Origin of the sequence: Falsibacillus pallidus (assembly GCF_050990905.1) — a bacterium.
GTDB classification, from domain to species: domain Bacteria; phylum Bacillota; class Bacilli; order Bacillales; family DSM-25281; genus Falsibacillus; species Falsibacillus pallidus_A.
The window spans coordinates 944,195-963,677 of the sequence record NZ_CP158866.1 but is presented as its reverse complement, the minus strand read 5'-3'; the positions used below and the strand labels follow the sequence as shown (position 1 = coordinate 963,677).

General features: G+C 43.8%; 18 protein-coding genes, 17 tRNA genes and 1 rRNA gene. 5 read left to right on the top strand and 31 right to left on the bottom strand.

Annotated features, from left to right (window positions below; genetic code table 11):
- Nucleotides 1-36: 36 nt before the first annotated feature.
- Complete coding sequence (locus ABTV07_RS05215) at nt 37-1,452, bottom strand: PLP-dependent aminotransferase family protein (RefSeq protein ID WP_433748324.1); 1,416 nt, start codon at nt 1,450-1,452, stop codon at nt 37-39.
- Nucleotides 1,453-1,582: 130 nt separating this feature from the next.
- On the opposite strand from ABTV07_RS05215, the gene ABTV07_RS05210 reads away from it, so the two are divergent.
- Both ABTV07_RS05210 and ABTV07_RS05205 read left to right on the top strand, forming a co-directional pair.
- Nucleotides 1,583-2,041, top strand: coding sequence for an N-acetyltransferase family protein (locus ABTV07_RS05210; protein WP_433748321.1), 459 nt, complete (start codon nt 1,583-1,585; stop codon nt 2,039-2,041).
- A 12-nt stretch (nt 2,042-2,053) separates the two neighbouring features.
- Complete coding sequence (locus ABTV07_RS05205; protein WP_433748318.1) at nt 2,054-2,647, top strand: GNAT family N-acetyltransferase; 594 nt, start codon at nt 2,054-2,056, stop codon at nt 2,645-2,647.
- Between the two features lie 26 nt (nt 2,648-2,673).
- Here ABTV07_RS05205 and ABTV07_RS05200 read toward each other — a convergent pair whose 3' ends face one another.
- Nucleotides 2,674-2,850, bottom strand: a complete 177-nt coding sequence (locus ABTV07_RS05200) for a hypothetical protein (RefSeq protein ID WP_433748315.1) — start codon at nt 2,848-2,850, stop codon at nt 2,674-2,676.
- A gap of 71 nt (nt 2,851-2,921) precedes the next feature.
- Here ABTV07_RS05200 and ABTV07_RS05195 point away from each other — a divergent pair, with 71 nt between their 5' ends.
- A complete protein-coding gene (locus ABTV07_RS05195) occupies nt 2,922-3,389 on the top strand; it encodes a GNAT family N-acetyltransferase (protein ID WP_433748312.1) in 468 nt (155 codons plus the stop codon).
- Here the strand turns inward: ABTV07_RS05195 and ABTV07_RS05190 are convergent.
- The 6 genes from ABTV07_RS05190 to queG all read right to left on the bottom strand — a co-directional run bounded on the left by ABTV07_RS05190 (nt 3,373) and on the right by queG (nt 10,028).
- Entirely contained in the window at nt 3,373-4,047 is a 675-nt protein-coding gene (locus ABTV07_RS05190) for a DUF2711 family protein (protein ID WP_433748309.1), read from the bottom strand. The genes ABTV07_RS05195 and ABTV07_RS05190 overlap by 17 nt on opposite strands.
- Before the next feature lie 110 nt (nt 4,048-4,157).
- Nucleotides 4,158-6,053, bottom strand: a complete 1,896-nt coding sequence (locus ABTV07_RS05185) for a PrkA family serine protein kinase (protein WP_433748306.1) — start codon at nt 6,051-6,053, stop codon at nt 4,158-4,160.
- A gap of 348 nt (nt 6,054-6,401) precedes the next feature.
- Complete coding sequence (nfsA, locus tag ABTV07_RS05180; protein WP_433751107.1) at nt 6,402-7,151, bottom strand: oxygen-insensitive NADPH nitroreductase; 750 nt, start codon at nt 7,149-7,151, stop codon at nt 6,402-6,404.
- A gap of 98 nt (nt 7,152-7,249) precedes the next feature.
- Nucleotides 7,250-7,723 (bottom strand): tRNA (uridine(34)/cytosine(34)/5-carboxymethylaminomethyluridine(34)-2'-O)-methyltransferase TrmL, encoded by a 474-nt coding sequence (trmL, locus tag ABTV07_RS05175; RefSeq protein WP_433748303.1) that lies wholly within the window; start codon nt 7,721-7,723, stop codon nt 7,250-7,252.
- 83 nt (nt 7,724-7,806) lie between these two features.
- Nucleotides 7,807-8,670 carry an amidase domain-containing protein gene (locus ABTV07_RS05170; protein WP_433748301.1) on the bottom strand — a complete coding sequence of 288 codons (864 nt, stop codon included), beginning with the start codon at nt 8,668-8,670 and terminating at the stop codon, nt 7,807-7,809.
- A gap of 227 nt (nt 8,671-8,897) precedes the next feature.
- On the bottom strand, nt 8,898-10,028 hold the full coding sequence (gene queG, locus ABTV07_RS05165) for a tRNA epoxyqueuosine(34) reductase QueG (protein ID WP_433748298.1): 1,131 nt from the start codon (nt 10,026-10,028) through the stop codon (nt 8,898-8,900).
- A 119-nt stretch (nt 10,029-10,147) separates the two neighbouring features.
- On the opposite strand from queG, the gene ABTV07_RS05160 reads away from it, so the two are divergent.
- Nucleotides 10,148-10,816 carry a B3/B4 domain-containing protein gene (locus ABTV07_RS05160; RefSeq protein WP_433748295.1) on the top strand — a complete coding sequence of 223 codons (669 nt, stop codon included), beginning with the start codon at nt 10,148-10,150 and terminating at the stop codon, nt 10,814-10,816.
- 297 nt (nt 10,817-11,113) lie between these two features.
- On the opposite strand, the gene ABTV07_RS05155 is transcribed toward ABTV07_RS05160, so the two are convergent.
- From ABTV07_RS05155 to ABTV07_RS05140, 4 genes are all read right to left on the bottom strand, one after another.
- Nucleotides 11,114-11,187, bottom strand: a tRNA-Gly gene (locus tag ABTV07_RS05155).
- A 165-nt stretch (nt 11,188-11,352) separates the two neighbouring features.
- Nucleotides 11,353-12,441: a hypothetical protein gene (locus ABTV07_RS05150; protein WP_433748292.1), complete on the bottom strand. Its 1,089-nt coding sequence runs from the start codon at nt 12,439-12,441 to the stop codon at nt 11,353-11,355.
- 116 nt (nt 12,442-12,557) lie between these two features.
- Nucleotides 12,558-14,444 carry a molecular chaperone HtpG gene (gene htpG / locus ABTV07_RS05145; protein WP_433748290.1) on the bottom strand — a complete coding sequence of 629 codons (1,887 nt, stop codon included), beginning with the start codon at nt 14,442-14,444 and terminating at the stop codon, nt 12,558-12,560.
- Nucleotides 14,445-14,842: 398 nt separating this feature from the next.
- A complete protein-coding gene (locus tag ABTV07_RS05140) occupies nt 14,843-15,769 on the bottom strand; it encodes a nuclease-related domain-containing protein (protein WP_433748287.1) in 927 nt (308 codons plus the stop codon).
- Nucleotides 15,770-15,889: 120 nt separating this feature from the next.
- On the opposite strand from ABTV07_RS05140, the gene ABTV07_RS05135 reads away from it, so the two are divergent.
- Nucleotides 15,890-16,411, top strand: coding sequence for a hypothetical protein (locus ABTV07_RS05135; RefSeq protein ID WP_433748284.1), 522 nt, complete (start codon nt 15,890-15,892; stop codon nt 16,409-16,411).
- Nucleotides 16,412-16,591: 180 nt separating this feature from the next.
- Here ABTV07_RS05135 and ABTV07_RS05130 read toward each other — a convergent pair whose 3' ends face one another.
- From ABTV07_RS05130 to rrf, 19 genes are all read right to left on the bottom strand, one after another.
- Nucleotides 16,592-16,747, bottom strand: a complete 156-nt coding sequence (locus ABTV07_RS05130) for a hypothetical protein (RefSeq protein WP_433748281.1) — start codon at nt 16,745-16,747, stop codon at nt 16,592-16,594.
- Nucleotides 16,748-16,762: 15 nt separating this feature from the next.
- On the bottom strand, nt 16,763-17,209 hold the full coding sequence (locus tag ABTV07_RS05125) for a hypothetical protein (RefSeq protein WP_433748279.1): 447 nt from the start codon (nt 17,207-17,209) through the stop codon (nt 16,763-16,765).
- A gap of 203 nt (nt 17,210-17,412) precedes the next feature.
- Nucleotides 17,413-17,494, bottom strand: a tRNA-Leu gene (locus tag ABTV07_RS05120).
- Nucleotides 17,495-17,688: 194 nt separating this feature from the next.
- Nucleotides 17,689-17,769: transfer RNA gene (locus tag ABTV07_RS05115), tRNA-Leu, on the bottom strand.
- A 9-nt stretch (nt 17,770-17,778) separates the two neighbouring features.
- A tRNA-Cys gene (locus ABTV07_RS05110) sits at nt 17,779-17,852 on the bottom strand.
- A gap of 7 nt (nt 17,853-17,859) precedes the next feature.
- Nucleotides 17,860-17,934 (bottom strand) — tRNA-Gly (locus tag ABTV07_RS05105).
- A gap of 3 nt (nt 17,935-17,937) precedes the next feature.
- Nucleotides 17,938-18,009 (bottom strand) — tRNA-Gln (locus tag ABTV07_RS05100).
- A gap of 43 nt (nt 18,010-18,052) precedes the next feature.
- A tRNA-His gene (locus ABTV07_RS05095) sits at nt 18,053-18,128 on the bottom strand.
- A gap of 17 nt (nt 18,129-18,145) precedes the next feature.
- Nucleotides 18,146-18,219 (bottom strand) — tRNA-Trp (locus tag ABTV07_RS05090).
- 7 nt (nt 18,220-18,226) lie between these two features.
- Nucleotides 18,227-18,310, bottom strand: a tRNA-Tyr gene (locus ABTV07_RS05085).
- Between the two features lie 23 nt (nt 18,311-18,333).
- A tRNA-Thr gene (locus ABTV07_RS05080) sits at nt 18,334-18,409 on the bottom strand.
- Between the two features lie 16 nt (nt 18,410-18,425).
- Nucleotides 18,426-18,501 (bottom strand) — tRNA-Phe (locus ABTV07_RS05075).
- 3 nt (nt 18,502-18,504) lie between these two features.
- Nucleotides 18,505-18,581, bottom strand: a tRNA-Asp gene (locus ABTV07_RS05070).
- A gap of 45 nt (nt 18,582-18,626) precedes the next feature.
- Nucleotides 18,627-18,700: transfer RNA gene (locus tag ABTV07_RS05065), tRNA-Met, on the bottom strand.
- Nucleotides 18,701-18,892: 192 nt separating this feature from the next.
- Nucleotides 18,893-18,968: transfer RNA gene (locus tag ABTV07_RS05060), tRNA-Val, on the bottom strand.
- 41 nt (nt 18,969-19,009) lie between these two features.
- Nucleotides 19,010-19,084: transfer RNA gene (locus ABTV07_RS05055), tRNA-Glu, on the bottom strand.
- Between the two features lie 9 nt (nt 19,085-19,093).
- Nucleotides 19,094-19,185, bottom strand: a tRNA-Ser gene (locus ABTV07_RS05050).
- A gap of 6 nt (nt 19,186-19,191) precedes the next feature.
- Nucleotides 19,192-19,266: transfer RNA gene (locus ABTV07_RS05045), tRNA-Asn, on the bottom strand.
- Nucleotides 19,267-19,275: 9 nt separating this feature from the next.
- Nucleotides 19,276-19,391 (bottom strand): 5S ribosomal RNA (rrf, locus tag ABTV07_RS05040).
- Nucleotides 19,392-19,483: the final 92 nt, after the last annotated feature.

Here is a 19,483-nt window from a genome sequence, read left to right as displayed (position 1 = left end):
CACCTCAAAACTAAGTATGTGCAGTCTGGCCAAGAGTCATCCACTCCAGCTCTCAATGATTTTCCTTAAAACAGCAATCCCTGCTTTTATCTCCTTTTCGCTCAACCCGCCGAACCCCAGCAGGATCGTATCTCCAGGCGCATCCTCTTTGTTATGCCAAAATGGCGCCGTCGGGTAAAATTTGATTCCATGTTCATTGGCTTTCTCTATAATTTCTTCCTCTGAAAATCCGGGAAGCTTAAACAGCATATGAAAGCCCGCATCGCTTCCAAGGATCGATGATGATTGAGGAAATCCATTCTGCAGCTCTGAAAACAGCAGGTGGTACTTCCTTTCGTACGCTTTCCTTGCTCGATTGAGATGGCGGTGCCACTTTCCTTCCCTTATTAAATAGTAGAGAATGGCCTGCATGAGTCCGGAACTCGTTTGGCCGATGGCACGCAGGTTTACTCTAAAGAGATTGGCCAAATGCTTCGGAAGCACCATGAAACTGATCTTCAGTGCTGGAGATAGAGCCTTCGAAAAGCTTCCCATATAAATGACCCGCTCATTCCGATCCAGGCTCTGCAGACTTGGAATCGGCCGCCCCACATAGCGGAACTCCCCGTCAAAATCGTCTTCAATAATATAGCCTCCTGTCCGGTCGGCCCACTGAAGCAGCTCGATCCTGCGGGAAATCGGCATAATAGCCCCCGTCGGAAACTGGTGTGCCGGAGTTGTATAAACCGCTTTAGGATTGGTCTGCCTTAACTCTTCTATAGACAGCCCCTCCTCATCCACGTTAATGGGAACGGTCTTTACACCCGACCATTGTAGATAGGCACGCACCCCATCAAATCCCGGATCCTCGTATCCCACGCTTGCATTTCCAAGCTCCAACGCATGGACCAAAAGGCCAATCAAATATCTTGTACCTGCCCCGATGATGATTTGGTCTGCCTCACAGTCCACGCCCCTCGTCTCCCTCAAATAGGTGGACAGCAGATTCCGGAGCGGCCATTCCCCGAAGTGATCGCCGTACTGAAAATGAGCAAAATTCGAAAGGGCCCAGCGATGCGCTTTTTCAAAGTCCTTAATTGGAAATAGATCTGGATTTATGAGGCTGTAGTTAAAATCGAGCTCCGGCATCACAGTACTTTTTTTCCATCCATCCCGTGACTCGCCTGAAGTACCTTCCCCATGAAAAAAACTCGTGTCCAATTTTTCAACGAACAGGCCGCTTTTCTCCTTGCTTCTTACATATCCTTCTGCAGCCAGCTGGCTGTATGCATTTTCGACCGTAGTCTTGCTGATCTTTAATTTTTCCGAAAGTGACCGGATGGAAGGTAATTTGACCCCTTCCTTCAGCCTCCCAGTGATGATTTCCTGACGAATATGCTGGTAGAGCTGCTCATACAGCGGCACTCCGCCTTCCTTAAATATGATTGGGGCAATCAAGGTTTGTTTTGCCATCTGACCTCTCCTCATTCTCTTTATCTGTCTATCCCACCTAGCCAGCTTCTCATCTAAACTAATAGTAAATTGTCACCTTTAATTTGTCTATTTACATCTAAAATGAAGAGGTCAAAAAGGAGCTGCTAGTTTGGAAATTACAATCAGAAATGCAGAAGAAAAAGACATGGATCAATTGAAACCATTGATGCTTCAGTACATTGTGGATTTTTATCAACGTCCCAAGCCGGATGAAAAAGATCTGGAAGAATTAATACTGGCTCTAATCCATAACCCGTCTGTCGGAAAACAACTCGTTGCAGTGAAGAACGATCGATTGATCGGGTTTTCCACTCTGTATTTCACATTCAGCACCACCCGTGTGAAAAAAGTCGCCATCTTGAATGACTTATTCATTTCACAAGAATGGAGAGGAAAAGGAATCGGGGAATCTCTCTTCCGCAAAAGCGAAGAACAAGCAAGAGAAATCGGATGTGCGAACATGTCTTGGCAAACAGCAGTGGATAACGTTAAGGCGCAATCCCTCTACCGCAAAATGGGCGGGGTTGATGCAAACGAACAATGGATTCATTATGAAATGAATTTATAGGGAGTGTGGGAAATGATACTGGAAAAAGACATTCAATTAGAAGGAAAATATGTAAAACTTTCCCCCATGAGCATGTATCATCTGGAAGGATTATACGAAGCGGCTCAGGCAGAAGAAATCTGGAGCTACATGCCGAAAAAGGTGCAGACAATATCCGATATGGAACAGCTGATCAAGCAGGCGCTCTATCGACGTGATCAAGGAATCGACTATCCCTTTGTCATTTTCAGCAAGGAGCAGAATCGGATCGTCGGCAGCACTCGTTTTCTCGATATCACCCTTCCCGATAAGAATCTTGAAATCGGCTGGACATGGTACAATCCGAGCGTTTGGAGGACGGCAGCAAATACAGAGTGCAAATTTTTGCTGCTGCAATATTGCTTTGATGAATTGGTGCTAAACCGCGTCCAGCTGAAGACAGACTCCAGAAATGTCCGCTCGCAAAATGCCATTATGAGGCTTGGCGCAGCTAAGGAAGGGACTCTCCGCAAACATCGGGTCCTTGATGACGGCTACATCCGTGACACGGTTGTATTCAGCATTATTGATAGTGAATGGTCCGAAGTGAAACAGCGTTTGGAAGGATTTTTACACTATAAAAAATAAACAGCCAGGCGAACCTCCGCCTGGCTTTACTTTTCCTCATCATATTGAATGGGATCGGGATCTTTTCCTTCTTCCTGAAGTTCTTCATTCGTCCGATGCCGTTCCATTTGCTTACCCAGTTCTTTGACTTCCTTTAAATCCCGTGCCATGGAACCATTCTTTTCTTCCAATTGTTCTTTCTTCTTTTTGGACTCTTGTGACATAATGTAATCACCTCTTGTTTAGAGGATACCCGCAGGTTCAAAATCTAAACAACGAAAGCCGAGGAAGAAACGTGATTAAAAAAGTGAATATAAAAGACCGGTCGATAGCTGAACAAGTGCTGCCGATTCAACTTGCTTCCTATCAAATCGAAGCAGATATCATCCAATTTTATGACATCCCACCACTTAAAGAAACCATTGAAGATCTGATGAATGTAAAAGAAGAATTTCTTGCCTACTATGATAATGGAGCATTGGCGGGCCTCTTGTCCTATGAAGAAGATGGCCCATCCTCCATCACGATCTGCCGCATGATGGTCCATCCTGATTTTCATCGCAAGGGCATTGCATCCGCGCTTATTGAGGAATTATTTGCACTAACCTCTGATTGCGAACAATGGAAGGTAACCACTGGGGCAAAGAATGAACCGGCCAAAAAGCTTTATCTGAAGCATGGATTTACGGAAGAAAAAATTTTCGAAGTCGTGCCGGGGCTGATAATCAGCTCGTTTATTCGAACGTTCACTGCCGACTCGTAAAATACCAATCAACATAAGTATCATCTGTACAAATGATCGCTTCCATGTCCATTGACTCTACAATCTGGCTTATGTTTTCATTTTTTGTCATAAACAGTGTGTAAAGTGAGTCAAACTGGTTCATAAAAGCAAATTCCAGATTCTCATCTGCCAGAATCAATTCTTTTTGGGCAATACGGCCAATTTCCAAAGGATTGAAATCACTCAAATCAATACGCCCTGCTATATTCTTTATAGGGTCATGATAGGTGAGAAAGTGGGCTCCGTTCGATTTCAGGACAGCTGCAATCTTATCAAAGAAGAATGCAGGAATAATATCTTCATTAGGATAATATAAATCCTCTTTCATAATGGCATTTACTTTAAGATACAAATCTTCCCTGGCAAACTCCTTGCTTAATGAATTAATGGTGGTTTGCAATGCAATGCCAAGCTCCCCCAGATCCAAGCCGGTCCATTGCATTATTTTTTCCCATTTCACCGGTGTTCCCGATTGGATTATTTCTTCATCGGAAAAGAATTTCTCTTTATTCCAATCCCTTGCTGAGCCTTTTGGCATTTGAATAAACGGATGCAATAATAGGGCTGCATGGCTGAAACCAGCAGGCAATTGTTCCAAGATAGGCACACTTCCATTTAACCATTTATACTGAAGCATATTAATCCCCCTTCCTGCACTATTTTACCATTTATTTACTAAAACGAAATAGGGTCCAAATCATTTTCGATTTGGACCCTTGCTTATTTCTATTTAATCTTCCCCCGGTCTTATCTATTCAACAGGCTTCCCACATAGCGCAGCAGTTCATTCGCAGATGTGGAATTGTAGCCGTGTTCGTCGATGAGCCTTGCAACGACTTCGTTGACTTTCTTCAATTGAAGTTCATCCGGCGTCTTGGTGGATGTCGTGATTTTGACGACATCTTTCAAGTCCGCAAACAATTTCTTCTGGATGGCTTCGCGCAGGCGGTCATGCGAATTGTAATCAAACCGCTTTCCTTTTCGGGCGTAAGCAGAAATGCGGATGAGGATTTCTTCCCTGAAAGCTTTTTTCGCATTTTCGGAAATGCCAATCTGCTCTTCAATCGAACGCATCAATTTTTCATCCGGATTGATCTCTTCCCCTGTCAGCTGATCGCGTATTTTCGCTTTATTGCAGTACGCTTCAACGTTATCGAGGTAGTTATCCATAAGCGTTTTAGCAGATTCCTCATAGGAGTAGACGAACGCTTTCTGAACTTCTTTTTTCGCAATATCATCGTATTCCTTGCGGGCAAGTGAAATATAGTTCAAATATTTCTCACGAAGCTCCTGTGTAATCGATGGATGCTGATCAAGCCCCTCCTTCAAGGAACGCAGGACATCCAGGGCATTGATCGTCTTGACTTCTTTCCGGATAATCGTAGAGGAAATTCGGTTGATGACATAGCGCGGATCGATGCCGCTCATGCCTTCATCTTGATACTCCTTCTTCAACTCATCCAGATCAGCCGAATTGAAGCCTTCGACGCTTTCGCCATCATAAAGGCGCATTTTCTTGATCAAATCGATATCCCCGCGTTTCGGATCCTTCAGCCTGGTCAAAATTGTGAACATCGCAGCTACTCTTAATGTATGAGGGGCAATATGCACATCCGATACATCGGACTCATTGATCATCTTTTCGTAAATCTTCTCTTCCTGTGAAACCTTCAGATTATACGGAACCGGCATGACAATGATCCTTGAATGCAGGGCTTCATTCTTTTTATTCGAAATAAATGAACGGTACTCCGTTTCATTCGTATGGGCCACAATCAATTCATCCGCTGAAATCAAGGCAAACCTTCCTGCCTTGAAATTGCCCTCTTGTGTGAGTGAGAGTAAATGCCAGAGAAACTTCTCATCACACTTCAGCATTTCCTGGAATTCCATCAATCCACGGTTGGCTTTATTCAGCTCACCGTCGAAACGGTACGCCCTCGGATCGGATTCTGATCCAAATTCAGCGATCGTGGAAAAGTCGATGCTTCCCGTCAAATCCGCGATATCCTGGGATTTCGGATCCGATGGACTGAACGTTCCGATTCCCACGCGTTTATCTTCCGAGAAGAAAATGCGTTCCACTAATACATCTTCAATTCTGCCGCTGTAATCCTGCTCGAGCCTCATTAAATTCAATGGCGAAAGATTGCCTTCCACGCGGATTCCATATTCCTTGTAAAAATCCTCACGCAGATTCTGCGGGATCAAGTGGAGGGGATCTTCATGCATCGGACACCCTTTAATCGCAAAAACCGAGCCGCGGTCTGATCGTGTATATTGCTCCATACCGCGTTTCAGCATGGCCACCAGCGTGGATTTCCCTCCGCTGACAGGTCCCATCAATAGTAAAATGCGCTTTCTGACATCCAATCGTTTGGCCGCTGGATGGAAATATTCCTCCACCAGTTTTTCCAGCGCTTCCTCAAGGCCGAATAGCTGGGAATTAAAGAATTTATATCGTCTCTTTCCATTCTCCTCTTCCACTCCAGCGTCCTTAATCATATTGTAAACCCTAGAATGGGCCGACTGCGCCACCCACGGCTTCTCTTTCAGCAGCTCCAAGTAGTCTGCAAAAGTCCCTTCCCATTTCAACTTCTCTTCTTCTTCACGGTAGTATTCCAGCCTCTTTAAAATATCCATAAGGACCTCCCCCTGTCGCTTCTTCAGAGACGATTAATATACTCTATGCGCAGGTCCAATCGAACATGATTGCTAAAAAAGAGAACTGCTTTTTTTCACAAAATCATCATTTTCCGGAAAAAGATGTATGAATGCGTTCACACGGCTGAAATTATGTTCTATAATAAAAGATAGTTTGGGCATACTTGGATTATAAAAAGGAGGCTACATACGTGAATACTTTCATTATTTGCTGTGTAATTGTTGCATTCCTTGCAGCCATCTTTACTGCTGGATACAATGACAAGCCAGGTGTACACAAATAAAACTGCTGATCACTCAGCAGTTTTTTTGTTTGGTTTCAATTTTTCACTTCAAGTCGAATCCTTTTCCTTGCACAAAATCCTTCATATACATGCGGGTCTTGTTAGATAGCATCTTGCCCATCTGTCCAGTCCAGGTGTCGCTTCTCAACCCATTTGTACGTTTATGGTAGTACTCGCTGATTTCTTTGTTGTATTCATCAAGCTGCCCTTCATACGCTACAAGATCCTGCTCGTATTCATTTTCATGGTAGATATGCTCGAATGGCAGCCTTGGCTTGACATCGGTATCCTGATCGGGATACCCGACAGCCATGCCGAATAGAGGGACGACCCTCTGCGGTGTATTTAAAACTTTCTGGACTTCAGGGAGATTGTTTCTAATTCCTCCGATATAGCAGATCCCCATCCCCATGGATTCAGCTGCAACTGCTGCATTTTGCGCTGCCAGTGCGGCATCAATCAACGCCACCATGAATTTCTCCGTACTTTCAATCGTATCCTTCACGTCGCTGTTTTCCTTTTTCCCGATCAGTTCATGCCTGTACAGGTCTGCACAAAAAACGAAGAAATGCCCATTTTCAGCGACATACGTTTGATTACCGGCAAGCTCCGCCAATTTTTGCTTCTTTTCCGGATCGGTGACTCCTATGATGGAATAAGCCTGGATGTAGCTTGATGTGGAAGCTGCCTGCGCACTTTTCACGATCCATTGAATCTGCTCCCTGGATAGTGGCTTGTCCTTGAATTTACGGACAGAATGATGGGCAAGCATCGTCTCGATTGTTTGATTCATCATGTCTTCCCCCTTAGATTTCGATGCGATTAGTGTACCACCCGGGACCCTCTTTTAAAAATAAAAAGGCCTCCAGAAGATGCTCTGGAAGCCCATTTTCATTTCAAGCCAGGATATCCTTGTTGACGGAGCGCCTCATAAACGAGAATCGCAGCCGTATTGGAAAGGTTAAGAGAACGGACATGGTCATTCATCGGGATGCGAAGAGCCTTGTCTTTGTTCTCTGCGATCAAATCCTTCGGAAGACCGGTCGTTTCTTTCCCAAATAAGAAGAAGTAATCCTTTTCAGGCTGGCTGTAGTCAAAGGAGGAATGCTCCAATTCGCCAAATTTGGTCAAATAAAAGAATTCTCCATCAGGATTGCTATTGAAGAAATCGTCAAGGGAATCATGGTAGACGATTTTGACAAACTCCCAATAATCAAGCCCTGCACGCTTCAACATTTTATCGTCGGTTGAAAAGCCGAGCGGACGGATCAAATGGAGCGTCGTTCCTGTAGCTGCACATGTACGTGCGATATTGCCTGTATTGGCTGGAATCTCTGGCTGGTATAATACAACATGTATGCCCAATGAACTTTCACCTCATTATTCAAAACTCTACATGCCATTATACCAATCAAAGAAAAGATTTTCTACAACAGGCCATTCCTCCCCTACATATCATCCATAATTTTAAAGAAGCTGTACTGGATGTTCGGCGTATAGGCACTCGAGTCCTCATATGCCCAATACCGCATGCGGCTGTTGTACGTATGGGCGTTTACGAGAGGCATCCCGTTTGCATCCTTTCCGGTCACAATCGTGTTATGGTCATATCGCCCATCTCCCTGAAAGTCATAGCAGATGACATCCCCGATATCCAGTTCCTGTGGCTCGCTCATTTTTTTGGCGCGCAGTCCGCTTGAAGAAGACGACAAATACCAGCGGAGGGAATTGGCGACTGCCCAACTGTAGCTCCAATTGCTGTTCTGCATCCACCAGCCTTTGCCCCGTCCAGGATAACCCCTCATCGGCGCACCTCCAGCACGGAGACACTGCGAAATAAAATTAGTGCAGTCGACTTCGAACTTTTTGTATGCAGGATTGTAGCTGTTCCACCATTTCTCCGCATATTGCGCCGCTTTCAGACGGTCATACTGGTATCCTCCACGATATTCCACATCTTCTTCCATCACCGGAAATGGATTCTCCTCTTCCACCGGGTAGTCCAGCTCCTCATCTTCAATCAGCTGGTCCTGATAAAAGACCGCTCTCCGATGTTCGATTTCTTCTTCCATATAGATCAAGCTTTTCTGTTTGATCAAGTATTGCATATGAACTTCGTAGTGAAAAATCGTGTAGTATCCATCCTCCTGCTTCGATTTCAGCCTTCCAGTCCCGCTAGTTTTAATGATTTCCGCCGACCTGGTGCTGCACTGCTCCTTCTTTTTTTCTATTTTGGTGCAGCTGCTTTCATTGTGATCCGCTACACTGCCATCCACTCTATTTTGTAAAAGCCTTTGTAATTGTTCTTTCAATGAAGATCCCTCCTCCCTTCATTCATATGACGGAAAATGGGGCATAACAACTAGGAAATGCGCAAGCGCCCTGAAAGCCCCGACCAGCATAAGACGGAACTCGAAGGAAATCCTGATTTCCGTAGAGGTACGGCTTATGACTCGAGGGGCTGGGCGCTGGAGCTGGACAAATTCAAACACTGAATTTTTATATGCGATTCTCTTTTTCATGAGTACAAATAAAATGTTTAATTGAAAAACGCCAATCCTTTTTCAATTTCTTCTATGACCTCTGCATCTTTTTCGCGTTCCCGAGCTTTCGTCAATACGAGTTTTGCTTCCTCACCGCCAATTTTACCGAGAGCCCACGCAGCAGTTCCTCTCATGACCGGACGGACGTCATGTTCAAGAACATTGATAATATCAGGCACGGCGGTCTCATCTTTAAAATGGGCAAGTGCAAGCAATGCGTTTCGCTGAATCGGCTTCTTGCCTCTCCATGATCCGGATACATGTCCGTAGCGTTCTTTGAATTCCTTATTGCTTATGGAAAGGAGCGGCTTCAAAAGAGGCTTCGCGATTTCCGGATCCGGCTCCATTTCAGCATGCAGGTGAAAATCCTTTCCTTTATTTTCAGGGCAGACAGTCTGGCATGTGTCGCAGCCGTAAAGTCTGTTGCCGATTTTCGTCCGGTATTGATCAGGCAGGAATCCTTTTGTCTGAGTCAAAAACGCGATGCATTTCTGGGCATCCAGCTGCCCGCCTTCCACAAGGGCACCCGTCGGACAGACATCAACGCACTTATTGCATGTGCCGCAGCGGTCCTCCATCGGCTCGTCCGGTTCAAATGGAAGATTGCAAATCATTTCCCCAAGATAGACATATGATCCGAATTCCGGCGTGATGATGGCGCAGTTCTTTCCGCTCCAGCCTATCCCTGCACGTTCTGCAACGGCCCTGTCGACAAGCTCTCCGGTATCTACCATGGACTTAAACCGCGCCTCAGGAACACGTGAAAGAATATATTCTTCAAGCATCGAAAGCTTTTCCCTTAACAGGACATGGTAGTCAGTTCCCCATGATGCCCTGCAGAAAATCCCCCTGCGCTCCCCCCGTTTACTTTGGGGGGCGTCCTTCATTTTCGATGGATAGGCAAGGGCGATGGAGATGATCGATTGCGGGCCGTCAAAAATCAAGTCGGGATGCACCCGCTTTTCGATGTCCGGCTCTTCAAAGCCAGATTGATAGCCGAGTGCTTCCTGCCTTCTCAATCGATTCTTCATTTCATCAAATGTCGATGCTGTTGTAAATCCGATTTTATCAATGCCGATTGTCTTGCTATAGGAAATGATATCCTCTTTTAGCTGCTGAAAGTCCATAAGTTTTCCTCCTTCCTTATTTAATATATATCCGATGCTCATTCGAGCCGGTTTGAATGAATGATTTCCAATCGTTCTCTATGATAAACTATTTTTAATGAAATTTGGAGGTGGCAGTGTTGGAATTTACTGTAGAAAAAGATCTCTGTCAAAAGATTCCCGGCTTTAAGGTTGGGGTGATTGAATATAGGGGAATTGAAGTCGGGGATTCTCCGCAAATGCTGAAAGGCCGCTTGCAGCTGTTTCAGGAATCCATCTTCTTTGACCTGGAAGAAAAGCCTGTCACAGAGGTTTCCGGAATAAAAGAATGGCGCCAGGTTTTCAAAAGCGCCGGCAAGGACCCGAATAGATACCGCCATGCGGCTGAAGCATTATATAGAAGGATTGCGAAACAGAACTACCTGCCTTCCATCAACTCCGGAACCGATCTGAATAATTTCTTCTCCCTGCAGTACCAGGTGCCGATCGGATTGTATGATGCAGACAGATTAGATGGTGAGATCACGATTCGGACTGGCCGCTCCGGAGAAGAATATGAAGGGCTGAACGGAAGAATGAATTCACTCGAGAACCTGATTTTAGTTTCGGATAACGACGGACCGTTCGGAAGCGCATTTGTCGATTCCAAAAAAGCGAATGTCGTACCAGGTACCAGGAATGCCGTGCAGATCATTTTCCTTCGACCTTCACTGCCAATGGAGGAATGCCAGTCACTGACGGAATCCTTGATGAATATGTTCACTCAAATCAACGGCGGGGAAGCATCATTTAAAGTCATGGAATGTTAATGAGAAAGGCGCTGCTAGATAATGCAAAGACTGCGGGATTTTGGCGCTGGCGCATAAGAGATGGATTTTGGCGCATAGAACCATTTTCCGGCGAATAGGCATATTGATTTCACGCATAAGGCAGGCCATCACGTTCATAGACAGGTATTTTTCGCGCATAAAACCCCTGGGGCAGGTGCTGGAGCCAGGCAAAAGCATTGGAAAAGCAGGTATGCCCCGCTTTTTTTCCTGAAACATAAATAAAACGCAATGCTTCGTTCTCTGTTGAAACGAAACACTGCGTTAATACACTATGTATGGAGCGGGTGAAGGGAATCGAACCCTCATCATCAGCTTGGAAGGCTGAGGTTTTACCACTAAACTACACCCGCATATATTGTTTTGTTGCTTTCCTTAACACATTTATTATTATAGTAATATTTTTTACAAAAAGCAACCCATTTTTTAAAATAACTTTAAAAAGTGGAGTTGCTTTTCTTTTTTACTAGATACATAGGATTATTCGACTTTTACCAACATCTTTCGCATCTAACTTATTATACTGATAAACCTTTATCGCTTGTTTTACTGTATTGTTCAATCGCTTGATTCACAAAGAGCAGACACTCAATCAAGAATAGTGCGCCGACAACCCATGGCCCCACTTCGACGATGAGGTCATGGATTATAAGCAAGAATCCATCCAGCTGTCCGTTTAATTTCATCGTAAAAAACAGAAACATGCCGAATGTAAAATTCCTCGCCCATTGCGAGACATGGTAGACGCCTAGTCCTTTTCCCCAGCCATACCTCTTCACCCGTTTGACCGCTCGAATGCATTCAATGATTTCCACTGCTGTAAACAACAGCCCTGCCGCCACCCATAAGGCTGCAGCCCACTTCATTGTGATTGTACCGGATAAAATTCCCGCTGCCCCTGTAATGGAAACCGCACCATGGATGATGCAGTTCGTGTTTTTCCAATCTTCAGTGATGGTCCAATTCTTCAACCGTACGTATCGGTTTAGCAATAATACAAATATGATCAAGTAAAGCACCGTCCCGGAAAGATATAGAACGGATTGAATGGAATGAATCCAGCCTTCTTGGAAAAAGGCGCTGTTCGCGATGACAACGGATTGAATGCTGACCGTCATAAGCAGGATGATCCCGTGTGCTTCAGTATAAAATCGATTGACCCTGAAGTTTTTCATATAAAAAATAGCTGCCGCCAGATAAAAGATCAATAATAGCCAATTCAGGAGTTGCATGACTTCAAATGCCTTTGTATAGAGTGGAAAGCGATGGTGCAATGCCATCAGGACCACAGAGGTCGATGCAATCCAGGTGCCCGCCGCAAAGATATTCAACGGAGCTTCCATATGGCTTCGGTAAAACTTCCGATTCCGGACAGTTGAGAGGACAGCAATCGCAATATAAAACCATGAAGCTGTCAAAATGAAGCAGCCGGCAGTGCTGATGACTGGGGAAACTGCTTCCAATCGATCGAACAATTCATTCAGCAGGATGCCCATCGCCATAATAAACGCAGCTGAGGCCGTCTGGACCTGATAGTGGACAAACATTCGCTTTTGTATGATAAAAAGAATGATGGCTGAAAGCAAACTTCCGCCTACTAACATCATGGCGCTTACCCCCTTTCCAAGTCCATCATACTACAAAATTGACTTTTTTCGTTTTACAAAATATCGAACTCCTTAAACATAAAAAGAGACCATCCGAAGACGGTCTCTTTTCACGGTTACAACATCACTTTGCAAATATCGTTGGAGAATTCAACCGGATCGTGCAGCGGCAGCCCCTCGATCAGCAAAGCCTGGCTGTATAAAAGATTTGTATACAATGACAGTTTCTCTTTATCTTTTTCAAATGCATCCTTCAAGGACTTGAATACCTCATGGTTCACATTGATTTCAAGCACTTTGTCTGCTTTGATCTGTTGGTTTTGGGCATCTGGCATAGCTCGAAGGATTTTCTCCATTTCGATTGTCAATTCACCTTCTGCTGTCAAACAGACCGGATGGGATTTCAGACGCTTCGATGCACGGACATCCTTTACTTTTTCAGAAAGAAGTTCTTTCATCGACTCGAATAATTCCTTATTTTCCGGAGCCTCTTCTTTCTCATCCTTCTCTTTATCATCAGCATCAAGCCCAAGGTCCCCACTTGAAACGGATTTAAACTCTTTCTCCTCATAATTCATGAGCATCTTGATGGCAAACTCATCGATATCCTCTGTAAAGTAGAGAATTTCATACCCTTTATCTGCCACCATCTCTGTCTGCGGAAGCTTCTCGATCCGCTCGTAGGATTCACCGGATGCATAGTAGATGTACTTTTGATCTTCAGGCATCCTTGACACATATTCAGCTAAAGAGACCATTTTCTTCTCCTTGGAAGAGTAGAACATCAATAAGTCCTTCAGATCATCCTTATGGCTGCCAAAATCGCTGTAGACACCGAATTTCAACTGTCTGCCGAATGACTTGTAGAATTTCTCATAGTTCTCGCGGTCATCCTTCATCATTGCTTGCAGCTGGTTTTTGATTTTATTTTTGATATTCTTCGCAATCAGCTTCAACTGCTTATCCTGCTGAAGGATTTCACGGGAAATGTTCAGGGACAGGTCCTCTGAATCCACCATCCCTTTCACAAAGCTGAAGTAGTCAGGCAATAGGTCCGCACATTTCTCCATGATCAATACACCGTTTGAATACAGCTCAAGCCCTTTTTCGAACTCTTTGGAGTAGTAGTCGAATGGAATCTGCTCCGGAATGAACAGGATTGCATTATAGCGGACAGCCCCGTCCACGCTGATGTGGATATGCTTCAAAGGCTTGTCGAACCCGTAGCGCTTCTCATTATAGAAATTCTCGTAGTCCTCATCCTTCAACTCATTCTTATTCTTCCGCCAAATCGGCACCATGCTGTTGATGACCTGTTCTTCGGTATACTCCTCAAACTCATCCTCGCTGCCTTCTTTCGGGCGCCTTCCCGTTACATCCATTTTAATTGGATAGCGGATGAAATCTGAATATTTCTTGATGATTGCCTTTAAACGGTATTCTTCCAAGTACTCGTCATACGATTCATCTTCAGTATTCTCTTTGATGGTTAAAATGATTTCCGTACCGATTCCATCTTTCTCGCACGTCTCAATCGTATAGCCTTCAGCGCCCTCAGATTTCCACTCATAGGCCGCACCGCTTCCAAGAGCCTTTGTCCTTACCGTCACGACATCTGCCACCATAAACGCAGAATAGAAGCCCACACCGAATTGTCCAATGATGTCATGGCCATCCTTCGCTTCATTCTCAGACTTGAACGCCAGGGATCCGCTCTTTGCAATCACCCCAAGATGCTCCTCAAGCTCGTCCTTTGTCATCCCGATCCCCGTATCACGGATCGTAAGTGTACGGTTGTCCTTATCGGCACTCACCTTTATGTAGTAGTCCTCTTTATTGAAGCTGAGAGATTCATCTGTCAAAGCCTTATAATAGATCTTATCGATCGCATCACTCGAATTGGAAATCAACTCTCTAAGAAAAATTTCCTTCTGCGAATAAATGGAGTTGATCATCATTTCCAATAGTCTTTTAGATTCTGCCTTAAACTGCATCTTTTCCATAGAAATCCCCTTTCAGAATAACAATCTTCATCTCATTTTAGCACTCTATCAAGAAGAGTGCTAATCCCACTTATTTAATATCATATTTTTAAAACGGGTGTCAATATGGTTGTGGGAATTTTACAGGTTGGGATAACTGTGAACTAGTGGAGACCGGCAAATACTTTAATGTGGAAGATAATTTGCAGCATCTATTTGGGCTTTCGTGACCTTTGGTGTGGGGAAACTTGCTCGCACGGGCTACTTTCTTCTTCATTCATGCCCTTGGATCGGGCGAGTATGATCCCTAGGGCATCATTGATCTACTTTCGTGACCTCTCGTGTGGAAAACGTCCTCAAACGGGCATATTTCTTCCCCTTTCGTGACTTTGGATGGCCTGAGCATTCTACATCGGTCACTATTCCTCTGTTTGCACCCTCTCAATATAACTGCTCGCTTTTCCTTTTCCAATAAGCTGAAAGTGGCTTGATAATATTCTGCGAATACACTTCTTCGATTCAATTACCTTGCACCATTCATAGATGTCAGTTGTCGTAATCATACGTTCAGGAAAAAGCAGCCTGAATTCCTGTACACTTCTTAACACCGCAGCATCAACTTCTTCTTTACTTTGACAATCATCACAGCCTAATGCATTTTTATGGACCAGCCTGGTCGCAATAGACCCACAGTTACAGCAGACAATTCCTTTTCTCAACTGATCAAATTGATAAGCTGGTAATCTTGTAAATCTGGATTTCTTCATATGGTGGGAAACGATTTTTTGAGCAATTTGATGAGAGGTACTCGGTACGGGAGGAAGCGAATGAAGCTTTTTCTTAAATCGATTGAGCTGACTGGGGAAAATGATGGGAAGTTCTCGAGAGGAGTTGTATAAATGAAATTCCGGGTTCATGAAGATAATGCAGGATTCAATGGGCAGCATAACACCAATGTCTTTAAGAAGCTGACGCAGCAATGATTCACTTCTTTTTAATTGGAGAACAGGATTTTTTATCTCGATATGACTCAGTGTATTCCACCGATCCCCTTCGACGCAAAAATCACCTTCATAATTTTTAATTTCAAAGAGATAGATTTTGTTTTGGGAGATTCCAAGAGAATCAATCTGAAATGTGGTATGGTTGACTTCAAATAATAAATCACATAAAATCAACAAATTTATTGAACCTTCCTGCAGCCATTCATCTAATTGCACCTCGCCTAAAAATCCTTTTGCCAGATTTCCATAATAATTGTTTTCGTCCTCGGAAAAATTAGTTCTTGCTTTTAGATAATTGTAAACCTCTAATTCAATCGGTATCTTTCGTTGTTTTAAAAACATATCTCAGCTCCCATCTTTTTAATACTTCCATTTTATGTGAATCAGATTAATCACTCAAGCCCATCTTCCAAATGAAACTTTTTTTAAAAATAACTCGTCAAAGCATAAAGGAGTGATTCCATGAGTAAAAGTCGCAAATTATTATTCTGCTTAACTATGCTATTATCATTCTTATTCATTTTTGGCTGCAGCAATGGATTAAATAAAAATCACATTCCATTCAAACTGATTGCAAGTGAAAAAACCTGGCCTTCCAACTTTCGAGAAACTGCATTCGAAAGAAAGGAAACGCCATATTATTGGTATTTAGTAAAAAGAATTCAAAACCAAACGGACTATGAGAAGACATGGGAGCATTTCGCTTTTAAAGATAAAGCGCCCACGATAGACTTCAAGAAAAACGATGCCATTTTCATCGGAGTCGAAGAATCTGGAAGCTGTCCTTCCAAGATTGAATTTATTAAGAAAAGCCCTGACAATAAAACTTTGACCATCCCCCTGACCACCAAAGGCGGCGACTGTACCGCAGATGCCTCCCCAAGGTCATTTGTCATCCAAATCGATAAAAAAATCTCCAATAAAGTCAAAAGCGTCACTATGGAGGAAAGTCGAATCAAAACTGAAATCCCCATTGAAGACTGATTCAATACGAAAAGGGAAACTCTGGACTATTAGAGCTTCCTTTTTTTAGGTTCTAAAAAAGAACCCCAATCATAATTGGAATTCTCACATACAAATAGTTCCATCATATAACTTCCAAAGGGTAATTGAAGGTATTATAGCTGCCAAAATGAATTTGTAAACTGAAACCAAAAATTAATTTTAATCATCCAGTTCAATGTCAGCTTTTACAAGATTTCTTTTGTCGTAATGCAAATGATACAGTTCATTAAGTAACTTCCATCTTTCTTCATTCTCCATTTTATTTATTATAATGTTCAGAACTTCATCTGCAGTAAACTTTTTAATGTCTTCCATACGACTACCTCCGAATTATTGACTGCTGTAATTAACATCCAACTTTTCAAGAATAGTAGCTGCTTTTGAAAGAAGAGCTGGATCCTTTTTATCAATAGCTTCTTGGCTAGTTTTCAAAGCGTCTTTAAGAGTAAATCTAATTTTGCTGTCTGCATTTTTCTCAACAGACAAATTAATTGCTACCTTTTCATAAGAAAGAATGGTGGCTAAATTTTCTTTGTTGTTGTCAAAGTCCGAAGGCTGAGTGATATGTTTGGATACTGAAATCAAGAAAATAGCTGAGTTGTGTATACCATCATATAAAATTCCATTATCTGCAAGATCTTCTTGACTCGCTCCATGTAGGACTGGTTGCTGACTTACTGGATTAGATTCAGCTTTCACATCAGAATCTTTATGAAAACCAAACCAAGCTGTTGTTGCAATTCCTACCACCAATACTGATGCTAAAAGTTTTTTCATTTTCATTCCTCCTAGAATTTCATGGTAACAAACACGCAAAATATGTCAAGATTTAGGATTATTTCCAAATCATGAATAATGAATCTATTCCTTCGTTTTTACTTTTTGATGCATACGATCTTGGTTTATTTTTGTCGTGTAAAAATACAAAGAAAAAAGGCTCCAACATTAAGTTGGAACCTTCATTCTATAGCACTGTTTGATACCGGTGGCCGGGGTCGAACCGGCACTCCCGAAGGAACACGATTTTGAGTCGTGCGCGTCTGCCAATTCCGCCACACCGGCATAATAAGAAATGTGTTGGTCAGACAAGAATTATATTATCATAAAATAATAAAAATCGTCAAGAGTTCTCCTGTGAAAATTAAAGAATGATCTCATGTCATATTGAATCCTATAAGAACTAAACTACCTTCAAAATCAATTAATCATACCAAAAATAAAAAACACTCTTGAGTAATCAAGAGTGTTTTCCATGATACCGGTGGCCGGGGTCGAACCGGCACTCCAGAGGAACACGATTTTGAGTCGTGCGCGTCTGCCAATTCCGCCACACCGGCAAGTTCTTATGGAGGCGCCAACCGGATTTGAACCGGTGATAAAGGTTTTGCAGACCTCTGCCTTACCACTTGGCTATGGCGCCATTCAATTGGAGCGGAAGACGGGATTCGAACCCGCGACCCCCACCTTGGCAAGGTGGTGTTCTACCACTGAACTACTTCCGCAAGCTGGGCTAGCTGGATTCGAACCAACGCATGTCGCAGTCAAAGTGCGATGCCTTACCGCTTGGCTATAGCCCAATAATAATATATGCTGTATGTTGCACAAATGTGCTAATAAAAATGGGGCGATTGATGGGAATCGAACCCACGAGTGTCGGAGCCACAATCCGATGCGTTAACCACTTCGCCACAACCGCCATTATAATTATTTAATTGGCAGGGGCAGTAGGAATCGAACCCACACCGGAGGTTTTGGAGACCTCTGTTCTACCGTTAAACTATGCCCCTATATGAATGGTGGAGGGGGGCAGATTCGAACTGCCGAACCCGAAGGAGCGGATTTACAGTCCGCCGCGTTTAGCCACTTCGCTACCCCTCCACTATGAAATTGCTGAACCTGCATGGTGCCGGCGAGAGGACTTGAACCCCCAACCTACTGATTACAAGTCAGTTGCTCTACCAGTTGAGCTACACCGGCAAGTAAGTTTTAAAAATGGTGGCTTGGGACGGAATCGAACCGCCGACACATGGATTTTCAGTCCATTGCTCTACCGACTGAGCTACCAAGCCAAATGGCGGTCTGGACGGGACTCGAACCCGCGACCTCCTGCGTGACAGGCAGGCATTCTAACCAACTGAACTACCAGACCAAAGTTTTTTGCTTTAGCAAAATAACTTTCATTAATTTGAAGCAATTGCGGGGACAGGATTTGAACCTGCGACCTTCGGGTTATGAGCCCGACGAGCTACCAGACTGCTCCACCCCGCGACAATAAGAAGTATATCATGTGTGATCCTACGCAATTATTTTAGTTAAGACCACCCCGACTTCAATAGGCTTATTCAAGCTGCTGTTCAGTCGGTGCGCTGATGTAATACCTTCGAAGATTATTCGAACGTGCTCCACCCCGCGACAATAATATTTGATTGTTTCCCTTCGCATCGCTGCGGAAAAAATCTATGGTGGAGGATGACGGGATCGAACCGCCGACCCCCTGCTTGTAAGGCAGGTGCTCTCCCAGCTGAGCTAATCCTCCGTTATGTATCAAATGTTGTTTTTACTTAAGTGTAAAAACTATGGTGACCCGTACGGGATTCGAACCCGTGTTACCGCCGTGAAAGGGCGGTGTCTTAACCGCTTGACCAACGGGCCAATATGTTATGGCGGAGAGCAAGGGATTCGAACCCTTGAGACAGCGTTGACCGTCTACACGATTTCCAATCGTGCTCCTTCGACCTCTCGGACAGCTCTCCATATTATGGCTCCGCAGGCAGGACTCGAACCTGCGACCGATCGGTTAACAGCCGATAGCTCTACCACTGAGCTACTGCGGAATCATACAAGCCCGGCGACGTCCTACTCTTGCAGGGGGAAACCCCCAACTACCATTGGCGCTGAAGAGCTTAACTTCCGTGTTCGGTATGGGAACGGGTGTGACCTCTTCGCCTTAATCACCGGACCTTTTAAAGGACAAGTATTATTGTATAATGCTTGCTGACTTTTTTCAAGAGAAATTTTTAAAAAAATTATTCTCTCAAAACTAGATAAAGT